Origin of the sequence: Flavobacterium acetivorans (assembly GCF_020911885.1) — a bacterium.
Classification (GTDB): domain Bacteria; phylum Bacteroidota; class Bacteroidia; order Flavobacteriales; family Flavobacteriaceae; genus Flavobacterium; species Flavobacterium acetivorans.
Genome location: NZ_CP087132.1, coordinates 2,501,833 through 2,515,725, shown reverse-complemented (window position 1 = coordinate 2,515,725; position 13,893 = coordinate 2,501,833). Strand labels below are relative to the sequence as shown.

Annotated in this window: 17 protein-coding genes; 7 read left to right on the top strand and 10 right to left on the bottom strand. The window is 33.9% G+C overall.

What is annotated here, in order from left to right; genetic code table 11:
• Positions 1-396 precede the first annotated feature (396 nt).
• From LNP19_RS11000 to LNP19_RS10980, 5 genes are all read left to right on the top strand, one after another.
• On the top strand, positions 397-609 hold the full coding sequence (locus LNP19_RS11000) for a hypothetical protein (RefSeq protein ID WP_230061971.1): 213 nt from the start codon (positions 397-399) through the stop codon (positions 607-609).
• Complete coding sequence (locus LNP19_RS10995; protein ID WP_230061970.1) at positions 606-791, top strand: CsbD family protein; 186 nt, start codon at positions 606-608, stop codon at positions 789-791. Before LNP19_RS11000 ends, LNP19_RS10995 begins: the two co-directional genes overlap by 4 nt.
• A gap of 59 nt (positions 792-850) precedes the next feature.
• A complete protein-coding gene (locus tag LNP19_RS10990) occupies positions 851-1,495 on the top strand; it encodes a porin family protein (protein ID WP_230061969.1) in 645 nt (214 codons plus the stop codon).
• A gap of 116 nt (positions 1,496-1,611) precedes the next feature.
• Positions 1,612-1,764 carry a lmo0937 family membrane protein gene (locus tag LNP19_RS10985; RefSeq protein WP_230061968.1) on the top strand — a complete coding sequence of 51 codons (153 nt, stop codon included), beginning with the start codon at positions 1,612-1,614 and terminating at the stop codon, positions 1,762-1,764.
• 17 nt (positions 1,765-1,781) lie between these two features.
• Positions 1,782-2,060, top strand: coding sequence for a YtxH domain-containing protein (locus LNP19_RS10980; RefSeq protein WP_230061967.1), 279 nt, complete (start codon positions 1,782-1,784; stop codon positions 2,058-2,060).
• A 535-nt stretch (positions 2,061-2,595) separates the two neighbouring features.
• On the opposite strand, the gene LNP19_RS10975 is transcribed toward LNP19_RS10980, so the two are convergent.
• The 8 genes from LNP19_RS10975 to LNP19_RS10940 all read right to left on the bottom strand — a co-directional run bounded on the left by LNP19_RS10975 (position 2,596) and on the right by LNP19_RS10940 (position 9,859).
• Positions 2,596-3,639: an o-succinylbenzoate synthase gene (locus LNP19_RS10975; RefSeq protein ID WP_230061966.1), complete on the bottom strand. Its 1,044-nt coding sequence runs from the start codon at positions 3,637-3,639 to the stop codon at positions 2,596-2,598.
• A 58-nt stretch (positions 3,640-3,697) separates the two neighbouring features.
• On the bottom strand, positions 3,698-3,874 hold the full coding sequence (locus tag LNP19_RS10970; protein WP_230061965.1) for a hypothetical protein: 177 nt from the start codon (positions 3,872-3,874) through the stop codon (positions 3,698-3,700).
• Between the two features lie 39 nt (positions 3,875-3,913).
• Complete coding sequence (locus tag LNP19_RS10965; protein WP_230061964.1) at positions 3,914-5,116, bottom strand: tetratricopeptide repeat protein; 1,203 nt, start codon at positions 5,114-5,116, stop codon at positions 3,914-3,916.
• Between the two features lie 126 nt (positions 5,117-5,242).
• On the bottom strand, positions 5,243-5,920 hold the full coding sequence (locus tag LNP19_RS10960; protein ID WP_230061963.1) for a metal-dependent hydrolase: 678 nt from the start codon (positions 5,918-5,920) through the stop codon (positions 5,243-5,245).
• Positions 5,921-5,930: 10 nt separating this feature from the next.
• Entirely contained in the window at positions 5,931-6,893 is a 963-nt protein-coding gene (menA, locus tag LNP19_RS10955; protein ID WP_230061962.1) for a 1,4-dihydroxy-2-naphthoate octaprenyltransferase, read from the bottom strand.
• A 50-nt stretch (positions 6,894-6,943) separates the two neighbouring features.
• Positions 6,944-8,446 carry a PH domain-containing protein gene (locus LNP19_RS10950; RefSeq protein ID WP_230061961.1) on the bottom strand — a complete coding sequence of 501 codons (1,503 nt, stop codon included), beginning with the start codon at positions 8,444-8,446 and terminating at the stop codon, positions 6,944-6,946.
• On the bottom strand, positions 8,446-8,961 hold the full coding sequence (locus LNP19_RS10945) for a PH domain-containing protein (RefSeq protein WP_230061960.1): 516 nt from the start codon (positions 8,959-8,961) through the stop codon (positions 8,446-8,448). Before LNP19_RS10945 ends, LNP19_RS10950 begins: the two co-directional genes overlap by 1 nt.
• A 67-nt stretch (positions 8,962-9,028) precedes the next feature.
• Complete coding sequence (locus LNP19_RS10940; protein ID WP_230061959.1) at positions 9,029-9,859, bottom strand: 1,4-dihydroxy-2-naphthoyl-CoA synthase; 831 nt, start codon at positions 9,857-9,859, stop codon at positions 9,029-9,031.
• Between the two features lie 230 nt (positions 9,860-10,089).
• On the opposite strand from LNP19_RS10940, the gene LNP19_RS10935 reads away from it, so the two are divergent.
• Positions 10,090-10,929, top strand: coding sequence for a histidine kinase dimerization/phospho-acceptor domain-containing protein (locus tag LNP19_RS10935; RefSeq protein ID WP_230061958.1), 840 nt, complete (start codon positions 10,090-10,092; stop codon positions 10,927-10,929).
• A 52-nt stretch (positions 10,930-10,981) separates the two neighbouring features.
• Here LNP19_RS10935 and LNP19_RS10930 read toward each other — a convergent pair whose 3' ends face one another.
• Positions 10,982-11,839 carry a CvfB family protein gene (locus LNP19_RS10930; protein WP_230061957.1) on the bottom strand — a complete coding sequence of 286 codons (858 nt, stop codon included), beginning with the start codon at positions 11,837-11,839 and terminating at the stop codon, positions 10,982-10,984.
• A 185-nt stretch (positions 11,840-12,024) separates the two neighbouring features.
• Here LNP19_RS10930 and LNP19_RS10925 point away from each other — a divergent pair, with 185 nt between their 5' ends.
• Positions 12,025-13,380, top strand: coding sequence for a M28 family metallopeptidase (locus LNP19_RS10925; protein WP_230061956.1), 1,356 nt, complete (start codon positions 12,025-12,027; stop codon positions 13,378-13,380).
• 69 nt (positions 13,381-13,449) lie between these two features.
• On the opposite strand, the gene LNP19_RS10920 is transcribed toward LNP19_RS10925, so the two are convergent.
• Complete coding sequence (locus LNP19_RS10920) at positions 13,450-13,791, bottom strand: DUF2853 family protein (RefSeq protein ID WP_230061955.1); 342 nt, start codon at positions 13,789-13,791, stop codon at positions 13,450-13,452.
• Between the last annotated feature and the right edge of the window lie 102 nt (positions 13,792-13,893).

Here is a 13,893-nt window from a genome sequence, read left to right as displayed (position 1 = left end):
ATAAAACAAATGATGCTTTATTAATTATTAGTGTTTTTAAAACTTTAATCTGTAAATCAATACATTCTATAATCAAAAACAGATTAGCAAATTTAAAAACTTACAATCATGAATCTTAAACGAATCTTCGGAGCATTACTTACAGTTCTAGGTATAGGAGCTCTTATTTATACTGCGGTAGTGTTTTCAAACACTTCTGGCAGTAATGCAGATATTAAATTTCTAATTATTTATGGAATACTGGGAATACTATTTTTTACCTCAGGCATAAGTTTAGTTAAAACCACTAAGGATGAGTCCTAAAAATCTATTCGTAATTAGTGATCGCTAACAAATTAATTTGTAAATGACTCAAAAAAAGAAGCAAATACTGAATGTTAATTAAAAAATAATTTCATGAATCTTAAAACAATCGGAATCGGGATAATTATTATAGGCGCCTTAATGGTTTTCTACACAGGGTTCAATTATGTTACAACAGAAAAAGTAGTCGATTTTGGACCAATTCAAATAAATAAACAACAAAATCATCCTGTACAATGGTCACCAATAGTTGGAATAGTACTGATCATTTTTGGAGGAATACTTATTATACCTGAAAAAAAATGAAAAAGGAAAATTTAAAAGAGACCTGGAAAGAGCAAAAAGAACATCTAAAACAAAAAATCTCTTCTTTGACTGATAGTGATTTATTTTTCCTTGAAGGCAAAGAAGAAGAAATGATGGCAAAACTTCAAATTAAACTAGGCAAGACAAAAAATGAACTCTATAAAATTATAAATACACTTTGAACTAAATTTTATACTCCAAAAAACATAAAAACTCTTCAAATCAAAAACTAAAAAAAAGAATGAAAAATTCAAAAACAATATTTTCAGCTTCAATCGCATTGACATTTATGGTTTGTACCTCAATTAAAGCTCAGGAAAATACTCCTAAATTTGGTATAAAAGGAGGTCTCAACTTTTCCAATTTGTACACTGATAATGTAGATGACGAGAATATGCTAACTGGTTTTAACATTGGGTTATTTGCGAAGTTACCGATAAGCAATTCTTTTGCCATCCAACCCGAAATATATTATAGCGGAAAGGGTGCCGAAGTAGTTTACGACAATGTTTTGGCAAATGGTACCGCACAGTTCAAATTGAATTATATTGAACTTCCAGTGATGCTAGTGGCCAATATCACGAAAAATTTCAATATTCAGGCCGGACCTTATGTTTCATATTTGATTAACGGTAAAACAACAAATGAATCAAACGGTAGCAGTTTTAACTTCGAAGATAACATTGATGTGAATGACTTTAATAGAATCGATGCGGGTCTTGCCGCAGGCCTTGGTCTTGATTTAGGAATGATCAGCTTAGGCGTACGTTACAACTATGGATTAGTCAAAGTGGGAAAAGAAAAAAATTATTTTGGAACAAACTATACCTTTCCAGATGCCAAAAATAGTGTATTGAGTTTCTATGGTGCTTTTTCATTTAACTAGAATCAGCCAAAACATTTTACACTCTAACAAATAAAACTCAATCATTTGAAAAACAGATAAATAAACTTATATTTATATGTAAATTTATTTAAACAAATCCCTAAAAAATAGAAATCATGAGCAATTTACTTTACACAGCAGCAGCGATATTAATAATATTTTGGGCAATTGGATTCTTTGCTTATAGCCTAGGGTCAATTATTCACATATTGCTGGTAATAGCAATTATAGCAATACTATTAAGACTCATCCAAGGAAAAAGATTATAAAACTAAAAAATTAAACTATGAAAACAGATAAAGTAATACTAGGAGTTATAGGTGGTCTTGCTGCCGGGGCACTAATGGGAATATTATTTGCTCCTGCTAAAGGTACCAAAACAAGAAAAAAAATTAAGCGAAAAAGCAATGAATATGCCGATGAGATAAAGGAAAAATTTGATTCTACCATAGACACTATTTCAAACAAATATGATACGCTAAAACAAGAAGGCTTAAATCTCTTAAATGATGGAAAATCTAAATTTGAGAAAACAAGAAAAGAAATTGAAAATCTAGAAGTATAAAAAATTTCAAGACCTGATTATGCAACTAATTTAAACGACCAGTAATAGCAATATCCCAAGACATGCGATTTCACAATCATTCAAATCATCTCTTACTATTACTTTCTGTTTATTATTTATTTAAAAAAAAATCGAGAAGCATTCTTCTCGATTTTTTTTTTGCTTTAAACCAAAAAAGACTAGGAGTATCTTCTTGATTTGGAGAGGATCAGAACAAAGCCCCTTTTGAAAATAAAACTCCAGAAGAACGTTCTTATAACAGAACAGTAATTATTGACATTATTCCCGCAAAAAAATAAGTCAAGACAATACAAAATTTATTTTTATAATTTACAAAAGAGGATAGACACATAAAAGTCTGTCCTCTTTTGTTTTTTTATAGCTTTCAAATTAATGATATGCTAACAAAAACTGCACATTGGAGTTATAGGTTATTTAAGTTTAAAGTCTAAGGAAAATAAAAATCCTTACAAAATATTTTGATCTAAAGACTCTAAAGGCTAAATAAATTAACTGATTTCAGTTTAAAACTACCTTAAAATTGGTCAAAATCAAACGCCCAATCCAACTCTTTTTTATACCATAAATGCCCCTTAGAAACTTCAAGCGGACAATCAAAATTATTTGTATAAAGCGCTCCCGTTCCCAGTCCTTGCGACATTAAATTATGCTGTAAAAAAGTCCATTGCGCAATGGCATTTAATCCTATGTTGCTCTCCAAAGCGGAGGTAATCCACCATCCTATTTGATACTTTTTGGCCAAAGAAATCCATTCTTGAGTTCCCCGAAAACCACCTACAAAACTCGGTTTCAAAATAATGTATTGTGGCTTAATTTTTTGTAATAACTTCTCTTTTTCTTCGAAAGAAAACACTCCAATCAACTCTTCATCTAAAGCAATAGGCAAAGGAGTGATTTTACACAGCTCTGCCATCCTGTCAGTACAATCTTTTTGAATAGGCTGCTCAATACTATGTAACTCAAATCCAGATAGTTGATTTAATTTATATAAAGCTAATTCTGAATCAAAAGCACCGTTTGCATCTACTCTTATTTCAATCTGTTCCGAGCTAAAATGTTCTCGAATATAATGCAATAATTCCAGTTCTTTATCAAAATCTATGGCTCCTATTTTGAGCTTAACACAGCTAAAACCTTGTGCTAATTTTTCCTCAATTTGTTCCTTCATAAAAGCAGCTTCTCCCATCCATACCAAGCCATTAATTTGAATTGATTTTTCTCCTTCTGTAAACTCAGAAGGAAACAATAAAAAAGGGCTTTCACTTTCTAAAGATTGGAACGCCATTTCGACGCCAAACTGGATCGAAGGAAACTCGATCAGCGCCTCCCAAAGTGTATCTTTTCCAAGATGAACATTAGCACAAGTCCACTGCAATTTTTCTTCATAATCCGATCTGTCATCTGCGCTCAATCCCCTCAAAATTCCGCATTCACCTATTCCTTTTTTTCCTTCGTTTTCCAAAACTAAAAACCAGGTCTCTTTTTCGGTCATAATACCGCGAGATGTCCCAGATGGTCTTTTAAAATTGAGTATGTATTTATGGTAAGTTGCTTTCATAGACAATAGTGAATCGTGAATCGTGAATCGAAGGAAGTGATTAGTCGGTTGGTTTGAATTATAATTTTCGTTTCATTAGATAAGAAATCCCTATTAATAAAATTCCAAAAAAACTCAATATATAAAACATATAGGTTGGCCATTCATCAAAATAATACATCTTGAAATTTAGAATCACTCCAACAAGAAAAACAAACAGACCAAAATAACGGGTAAACGCAATCACACTTTTCATATTTTTTTTGTATTTCTAATAATGGTAACAAATAGTATTCTATTTCTCTATCCATTTTAAAATTTTATCAAAATCCTCATTTTGAATTCCCGCTTTGGCAAAATTTTGAAAATCGTCTTTTATTTTTTGCGTCCAGCTTAAGCTATCAGTTACGTTTTGATTTTGGTAGGCTTTGTATATTGTTTTTGCTTTGGCATATTCGCCATTGAGCAAATAAGCATGTGCCAAATTCAACTTAACTAACAGTTCCGTATCATCACGTTTTTCTCCTTCCTTTAAGGATTTAATTGCTTTTGCGTATTGCTTCGTTATTAGATAAGCATAGCCCAAATTACTGAAATCTAAAACGCTGGCCTTACCTTGAATTACGATCTCATTATAGGTTTTTATCGCCGACCCATAATCTCCATTTTTAATGCTACTGGAAGCTTTTGCTCTCAAATCATTAAAAACAGTGTTTGCTATTCCCGTTTCATCAAAACAACTATTGCCAAAATCCTTATAGATCTTAGCTTGCTCCATAGGCAAGAGTTTTTGGAATTCCTGAAACTTATACTGTTTTTGAATTTTCTCTTGAATACATAAGCAAAAATCATCCGAATTCGCCATTTTTCTGGCCAATGCCGAAGTTTTACACTGGCTAATGATGTATTTCCTGTTTTCCAGAGACCAGCCTCGACTGAGCTTGGTATCGACCCAAGGAACGACTTCAAGAACAATTTTTTGTTTCAAAATCCAGTTGGTACTTTCAAAACCGAACCATAAATTTCCGACACCAGCCTTTAAGCATGCTGATTTATCCAATGAAAGTCGATTTGCATCTTTACTTATTGGATCATTTTTAACAAAACAAGCCTTGTCATTTTTGCCATTTTTTTTGTACTCAGAAGCCAATTCTCCAGATGAAAAAACAGCGTATTTACATTTGTCTGATCCGGAAACTTTTGATAAAACAAAAACAGCACCAGCCGATCCCTGACTGATTCCTGTAGGATCCGGAATGGCTTTTAAAACCGAAACCAAACTGCTGGCCAGTTGCTGGTTGTCATCTAAAAGTGTGATTCTATAGATCAATTCCGTAGTTCCTACGGGAAAATCGTCTGTTTTTATGAGGATTCGGTCTCTGGCCGAAACGATTATTTCTTTGGTTGTCGCTCTTTCTTTGTCCCAATAGCCGTCATTTTGAGCAACCGCCGACTGATAAAAAAGGCTAATAAATAGCACTAAAAAGATATTTTTCACTTGTGTTTTCTTAATTAACGATTTGCCCTAGCCCTGATGGAAGTGAAAATCCTTGCTTAGCGGTCCTGGAGCTTTAGGACCGCTAAGCAAGATTGTAACGTACAGCAGGAATAGCTCCTAAAAAAATTATAATTCGATACTATCGCCTATTTCCAGCAACATTAAATCCTTGCCTTTATCAAAAAATTTACGGATTGCTTCTTCATGGTTGATTTCGATATATCCAAAAGTATCGTAGTGATAGCCCAGAATTTTATCGCATTCTACAAAATTAGAAGCTACAATAGCATCTTCAACGTCCATTGTAAAATTATCTCCAATAGGCAGAATGGCCAAATCCAGTTTGGTTCGCATCGGAATAAGCTTCATGTCCATAGTAAGGGCAGTATCTCCGGCTATGTAAATATTTTTATGCTCACCTTCAATGACAAAACCACCTGGGTTTCCTCCGCTGGCTCCGTCTGGAAAAGTACTGGAATGAACCGCATTGACATATTTTACTTTTCCAAAGTCAAAATTCCAGCTTCCGCCATGATTCATCGGATGTGCCTGAAAACCTTTAGCTGCATAATAACCCGCAATCTCCGCATTTGAAACGATAATCGCATTGGTTCGCTTCGCTATTGACTCGACATCCAAAATATGATCACCGTGAGCATGAGTCACTAAAATATAATCGGCTTTTAAATTATCAATATCGATATGTTCTGCTAATGGGTTAGCAGAAATAAATGGATCGACTAAAATGTGTTTTCCGCCCACTTTTATTCCTAAGGCGGCATGTCCGTAATATGTTATCTTCATGGTAGTAAATTTATCTTCCGCCCAATAGCGTGTTAACAATTATATCTGAAAAAAAGTAAATCATACATAAAGCAAGTAAGACTGAAAGCGCAAAAGTGCTCAAAGCCAATTTTTTCAACTCAGGATCTAACAGCTTGGCCTCTTTGTTTTTATGGACATTAATTAAATGTTTAGTCAAAGGAATATAAGCCAGTAAAAAAAGATACTGATCTAGTTTAAAACCACTTAAAAGCGCAAAAAGGACCACCAAAACCATTGCTGAGATTATTAGAAAATAATGATAGATTTTTGCTTTGGCTCCACCAATTTTTACCACTATGGTGTTTTTATTGGACTTTCTATCCGAGGCTTCATCACGCATATTATTTAAATTCAAAACCCCTACACTCAAAAGTCCCACTGCAGCAGCCGGTAAAAACAATAATGGATCTAATTCTTTTGAATAGAGAAAGTTAACTCCTAAAGTACTCACCAATCCAAAAAAAACAAAGACGAACAAATCACCATATCCGCGATAGCCATAAGCGGTATTACCAACTGTATACCGAATTGCGGAAGCAATTGCCAAAATACCCAAGACTAAAAAAAACAGAGAATAAAAAATATTTGTATCTGTAAATGCATAATAAATCAACAGCATTGCAGAAAGCAAGGTCAATAGAGAGGTAATTATAATGGCTCTTTTCATCGCCTCAGGAGAAATTACACCGCTTTGTATGGCACGCTTAGGACCAACTCTATCCTCGTTATCCGTTCCTTTCATCCCGTCTCCATAATCATTGGCAAAATTGGACAAAATCTGCAATCCAAGAGTCGTTAGAATTGCAAAACCAAATAACCTCCAGTTAAAAACTTCTGTCGGCGTAAGTATGTTATCCGTTGGGTTAGCCAATGCGTACATGCTTCCCACTATGATTCCAGATATGGATAAGGGCAATGTTCTTAATCGTGCGGCTTCAATCCAATGTTTCATTTTATTATTTTTTAGTATTTTTATTATTCTTCTTTTTAAAATTTGGAGAACTACATCCAATTATTGTTGGCGGTTTCTATTCGATACAACCAAAGATTGACATATTGTTTAATGCTGGTAAAATTCCCCAATTGAAAAGCAACATCACCGCCGGCTGTGTGAATTATCAAAGAACCTATATCGGCCTTTTTGTGCCAAAATAGCTGTGAGGTTGTTATCGCCTGGATTTTACCCGGTTCAATAATTTTATTATCAATATCCCAAGCTCCGCTTTGCTTAATGATAAAATCATCATGAATATAAAGTCTGTTATTTTTGTATCCAAAATAAACGATCAGTCCCACAAAAAGCAAGTACAAAGGCAAGACATAAACGTATTCTAAAAATTCCGGTTTAATATAATGGGCAATAACATAAAACCCCACAAGTGGAAGAACTATGAACAAGAATATTGAAAAAACCAATTTTCGGTAATTCGGTTTTAGCACAACGCCTTTTTCTGGAATGCTATGAAACAAAAGCTTAAAAATAGCTTCCTTCTCTTTATCGTCACAACCCGGAATTTCGATGATGGATTTATTATTTTCTTTATCGCTACTGCTTGCCTGCTTTATTTTAATTTCCAGAATATTCATTTTCTTCTGAAAATAATTCCTGCTTAGGGTAACTATTTGAACTTTTTCCGGTTTTACAATGGTGCTTTTAGTACTTAATAATCCAAAAGAAAGCAACAAAGAGCCGTTTTGTTTGGTCAATTGATAGTTAAAATATTTAAATACAACTCGGATTAAATTGATAACTAAAATCAAAATCAGCATCAAAAAGAAAACAAGTACAATTGAACTAATAACAGCGCTTTGATCGATATAATTCCCAATTTCTTCCTCATTGAAACCTTCTTCTGGCAAGAAATTCTTTCCGTTTTCATAAATGGTCGCCAAAAAAGCCAATATCAACCCCAGCGTTTTTACATAATTTGACGTAATCCCCACTTTCAATAAACTTAGAAAACTAATCTTAATGAACGGCTTTTCGTCTATAATTTCTTCTTGTAAAAATTCCTCGTTAACTACGGCATCCCGCTTTTTTCTGTCATTTATTAACAACCTTGTTTTCAAGGCCAAGGCCAAAGGATGTGAAATCGCTTTTATCTTTCCTTCTTTCTTAGCACTGCCGGCCGTATCCACATTAAGTTCATAAACCCCGATAAGCCTTTGAATCAAAGACTGATTGATATCGACTTGCTGAATTTTATCCAATTGGATAATCGTTTTTGTTTTGTTTAAAATTCCCTCATTGATAATAAACTCCTCATTTTCGTTTTCTAGATAAAAAGTAAAATTCAAGTATTTTAAATAAGCAACTAAAGCAATTAGCAGTAAAAAAACACTAATTCCCAGAAAAAAGTACACTTTATTCAGTTCGTTAAATCTAAAAGCATAAACAACCATAATAGGCCACAAACCTCTCGCCCACTGCTGTAAAGTATCAAAAAACATTACCAAAACGCCTATGGAAGACTGCCTTTGGGGATGATTAAATTGTTGCTCCATTACAATTGTTTTTGAATTTTACCCATCAACAATTGTTTGATTTTTTCGGCTTGTTCAATTGCTATTCCGGGAACTTCTAAATCGCTCGAACTACCTCCTGCAGTGAAAATCTCGATTTTAGCCAAACCAAAATAACGCGAAAGAAGCCCTTCATGTAAAGCCACATGTTGTATTCTATTGTAAGGAATTATGATTGTATTTGTAGCAATCATCCCAGATCTGAAAAGTACATCATGTTCCCTGAATGCAAATCCTTTTTTCTTAAAACTAATTCTATTAAAAAGTAACAGTAACAGAAAAAAAACAAAAAAAAGCAGTGTTATTTCAACTAAAAAAGGCTGAAACTCTTTCTTATAGAACAGCAACAAGCTCAATCCTGTCCCTAAAATCAAGAATAGCGATGCTATATTTATCAGTATAACTTTCCAATAGCTAGCGCTCAGCACCGAGAACTGTACGGCTTCAAATTGTGGAAGCTGGTTTGTATCGATAGTCTCGTTTGAGAAGTTTTCCATTCATTATGTATTAAAATTAAATCTTTTAAGTCACTCTCAAAGACTTTAATGTTTTTAATTCAAAAACCTAAGGCAACCATTTCTTTTCAAAATTTGGTTTTCTCTTTTCAAGAAAGGCGTTTCTACCTTCTTTGGCCTCTTCTGTCATATAAGCTAATCGCGTCGCTTCACCAGCAAAAACCTGTTGTCCTACCATACCGTCATCAGTCAAGTTCATGGCAAATTTCAGCATTTTGATCGAAGTTGGTGATTTTTGCAAAATCTCCTGCGCCCATTCAAAAGCAGTATCCTCCAGCTCAGCATGCGGTATAACAGCATTTACCATTCCCATCTCAAAAGCATCTTGTGCAGAATAATTGCGTCCCAAGAAGAAAATTTCACGCGCTTTTTTCTGACCTACCATTTTAGCTAGATATGCTGATCCGTAGCCACCGTCAAAACTGGTTACATCGGCATCAGTTTGTTTAAAAATAGCGTGCTCTTTGCTTGCTAAAGTCATATCGCAAACTACGTGCAAACTATGCCCTCCGCCCACAGCCCATCCTGGAACTACAGCAATAACAACCTTTGGCATGAAACGAATTAAACGCTGCACTTCTAATATATTCAAACGGTGCTGACCGTCATCACCTACATAACCTTGATGACCACGGGCATTTTGATCCCCTCCGCTACAAAAAGAATACACTCCGTCTTTTGAAGAAGGGCCTTCGGCCGAGAGTAAAACCACACCTATGGAAGTATCCTCCTGAGCGTCATAAAAAGCATTGTATAATTCTGCTGTAGTCTTAGGGCGAAAAGCATTTCGCACATCAGGTCTATTGAAGGCTATTCTGGCAACACCATTGCATTTTTTATAAGTAATATCTTCATATTCTTTGGCGGTAATCCAATCCATTCTGTTTAGTTTATTTATTTACTGTAAAAATAATGCATTTTTCACACTTAAAACAACTCTATTTCAACAATGACAGAAAAGGATTTTAACTCTGCATAAATTTTAAAAATACTTAGTGATTTCTTCTGACGAAAAGTTCTACTGTTTTACATTTTTTAATAATATTCTTACTATATTTACAACTATTAACCATTCATTATCATGTAGTTATTAATTAAATTCAGTATCTAATGATTATTTGGAAAAAATATATTTCAGCCATAAAGAGAAACGTTTTAGTTTCTTCGAATCAAAATAAAAAATTAAACTACTGGAGAGACGACATGTTCTCTAATACCCTTATTTTTATAATTCCGATGGGAATTATCACTTTAATCCCTTCGTTATACTGGGCTTTAGATTCTGGATATTATCCCATGGTGGTTATAGATCTAACTTCGGTTTTAATTATTCTTTTTATTGCTTTCAAAAAAGGAATTAAAATCAAACACCGTAAACTATTATTTATAGGCAATCTATATGTCCTGAGTTTTTCTTTGATTTATTATGTTGGTCTTAATAGTACCCTTTACCTTCTGGCGTCTTGTTTCCTTTCCGTTTTTATCTATTCCTTTAAAAACAAATACACTCCAGCGCTTTTAAACTTTTATATTTCAGCGATTTATACTTCCCTGTATTACTTTGATTTGATTTCATTTAAGAATATTACTTTCAGTCCATATGAGCTTATCGCTATTTTCTCTAACTTAATTTTTCTCAGTTTTTTAATTTGCTCTTTGATTCCGAGACTATTTGAAAAATTAAATGAACGTTTTCAACAAAACTTAGTCCATACCAAAAAAATAGAAAAGCAAAATAATCTATTAAAAGAAATCACTTGGATTCAGTCGCATGTGGTTAGAACACCATTATCCCGATTAATGGCTCTTACTGAACTTTTAAAAGAGGAAAATATTTCTGAAGAGGAAAAAAAATTCTTCTTAGACAATATCATCATTTCCAGTGGAGAACTTGACTGTATTATTAGAGATATTGTACAAAAATCAGAAAATGTACACGCTGAAGAATAGTTCATCAACGAATATAAAAAAAGACTAATCGTTATGGATTAGTCTTCATTTTTTATTCCTGTTTGATCAAGTAAATTCCATCATCCTTAATCTCGATAAGCTTTTCACGATACAGAGCTCCAATCGCCTTTTTAAAGGTTTTCTTACTCATTTTTAGAACTGTCTTGATGTCTTCTGGATGAGAATTATCATTCAAACGCAAAAATCCACGACTTGCCCTTAGTTCGTCTAAAATCTTATCAGCATTGGGTTCGATACTTTCGTAACCTTGTTTTTGCAAAGAGACATCAATTTTATTGTCAGGGCGAATGTTTTTAATATAACCGCGCATACGATCTCCGGTACGAATTGCATCATCATAAACTTCATCTTTATACAACAAGCCTTTATGGCGCTCATTGATAATTACATTAATCCCAATTTCGGTAATATGAGAAACAATTAACTCTACTTCTTCCCCTTTTTCTACACTAAGTTCCTCGTTGTTTAGGAATTGGTTGGTTTTGCTTGAAGCTACCAAACGGTTGGTTTTTTCGTCCATATAAAGATAAACCAAGTAACGTTTGCCTTTTTCCATCGGACGCGCTTGTTCTTTGAATGGAACCAGAATATCTTTTTCCATTCCCCAATCCATAAAAGCACCGATTTGATTGACATAATTCACACGCAAAAGCGCAAATTCGTTCAATAAAATATAAGGCTCTAAAGTAGTCGCCACTGGACGTTCTTCGTGGTCTAAATAAACAAAAACAATAAGTTCTTCTCCAATTTCAAATTCGTTGGGAACATATTTATTGGGCAAAAGTATATCGTGTATTCCTTCGGGATCCGTTTCTGGAGTTCCTAAAAACAATCCAACTTTGGTATCACGCAGTATTGTTAGTGTATTGTATTTTCCTATTTCAATCATTTTATTCTTTTTTCTAAAGCGCAAAGGTACGAAGTTTGAAAATAGCAACACCAAAAATGATTTTACAAACAAATATTTATTGTATTGCTAAAACTCCTTTTGAAAAAACATCAATAAATGCCTAGACAAAAATGATAGCTTTGATTTGTGTTTTTTTGTTAAATTTGAAAAAAACATAACCAATAATGAAACTACATCCTATTATCTATCTATCCTTTATATTTTTCTTTTCTCCTATTATAACATCCGCTCAAACCATTCTTAAGGATCCGGAAATTGACAAAATGATCGCCGAAGTAAAAACTGAAAATCTCGAAACAACGGTACGTAAATTAGTAAGCTTTGGCACAAGACATACCTTAAGCGATACCAAAAGTAAAACTCGTGGCATTGGCGCAGCACAACGCTGGCTCAAATCAGAGTTTGATAAATATGCTTTAGAGTCTAATGGAAGGCTCACTGCTACGATTGACTATTTTACCGTAAAAGCGGATGGAAAGCGAATTACAGTTGACAGCCAACTGGGTAATGTAATGGCTACTTTAAAAGGAACAGATCCTACTGATGATCGTGTCCTAATTATAAGCGGGCATCTGGATTCGAGGGTTTCTGATGTTATGAATTCAAAATCAGATGCACCCGGAGCAAACGATGATGGTTCTGGTGTTGCTGCCATGATGGAATTAGCCAAAATAATGTCCAAAAGAGAGTTTCCTTTTACCCTAATTTTTGTTGCCGTTACGGGAGAAGAGCAAGGACTTTATGGAGCAAGACATTTAGCAGAACTAGCCAAGAAGTCTAAATGGAATGTAATTGCGATGATTAACAATGACATGATTGGCAACAGTTTATCAAGCGGAACTCTTTTGAGAGACAACACACAAGTTCGCGTTTTTAGCGAAACCATTCCTTATCTTGAAACCGAAGAAGAGGCAAAAATGCGTAAAGCAACCAATAGAGACAATGATAGCCCTTCAAGACTTCTGGCGCGATACATTAAAACAACTACAAATCAATATGTAAATCAACTGGATATTAATTTAGTGTATCGAAATGATCGTTTTTTGCGTGGCGGTGATCATACTCCTTTTAGCCAAAATGGTTTTCCGGCGATACGTTTTTGCGAAATGAATGAAAACCACGATCACCAACACCAAGATATAAGAACTGAAAATGGTATAAAATACGGAGATCTTCCTGACTTCATGGATTTTGAATACCTAAGAAAAATTAGCTGTTCAAATCTGGCAGTATTCAGTAATTTAGGCTGGTCGCCCAAAGCACCTACAAACGTGGGTATTGAAGTAAAAGAGTTGACTAATTTTTCAACTTTAACCTGGAAAGCTCCTGAAGGAAAAAAAGTTTATGGCTATCAAATCCTAATTAGAGAAACAGCATCTTCACATTGGGAAAAAACAATTTTCGTTAAAGATACAAAAGCCGAAATTCCTTATTCTAAAGACAATTTTTTCTTTGCCGTACAGTCTGTTGATGAATTAGGACATGCAAGCATTCCTGTTTTTCCTATTCCCATTCGCTAATATTAAAAAATATTCCACAAAAAAAGCGTTCTCCTAGGTGAACGCTTTTCATTTTTTATAGTTGCGGCATTAGTTATAAACACTCTCTTTCTTAAAGTGAACGGTTAATAAATAATAAATCACGGCTCTGTATTTATTTTTGTTGGAACGTCCGTATTTTTCCATTACGGCATCAATTCCCGCGTCTAAAGCAGCTCCATCAGAAAGTCCTAGTTTTTTAATTAAGAAATTATTTTTAACTGTATCCAATTCTGATTGCTGACTCCCGGCAACAGTAGCGGCATCGGCATTATAGATTGAAGGACCACAACCAATAGTTACTTTTGTCAATAAATCCATGTCAGGCGAAACACCACATTTGTCTTTCAAATCAGCCGCATACTTTTCAATTAATTCTTCTCTTGCACTCATAAATAAAGTTTTAAATATTGATTAATAATTCTCTAATATTCTCAAATTTAAACATTTATTCAAAAAAAGACTCCTATTTAATGTAAAATAAACATTAAAATT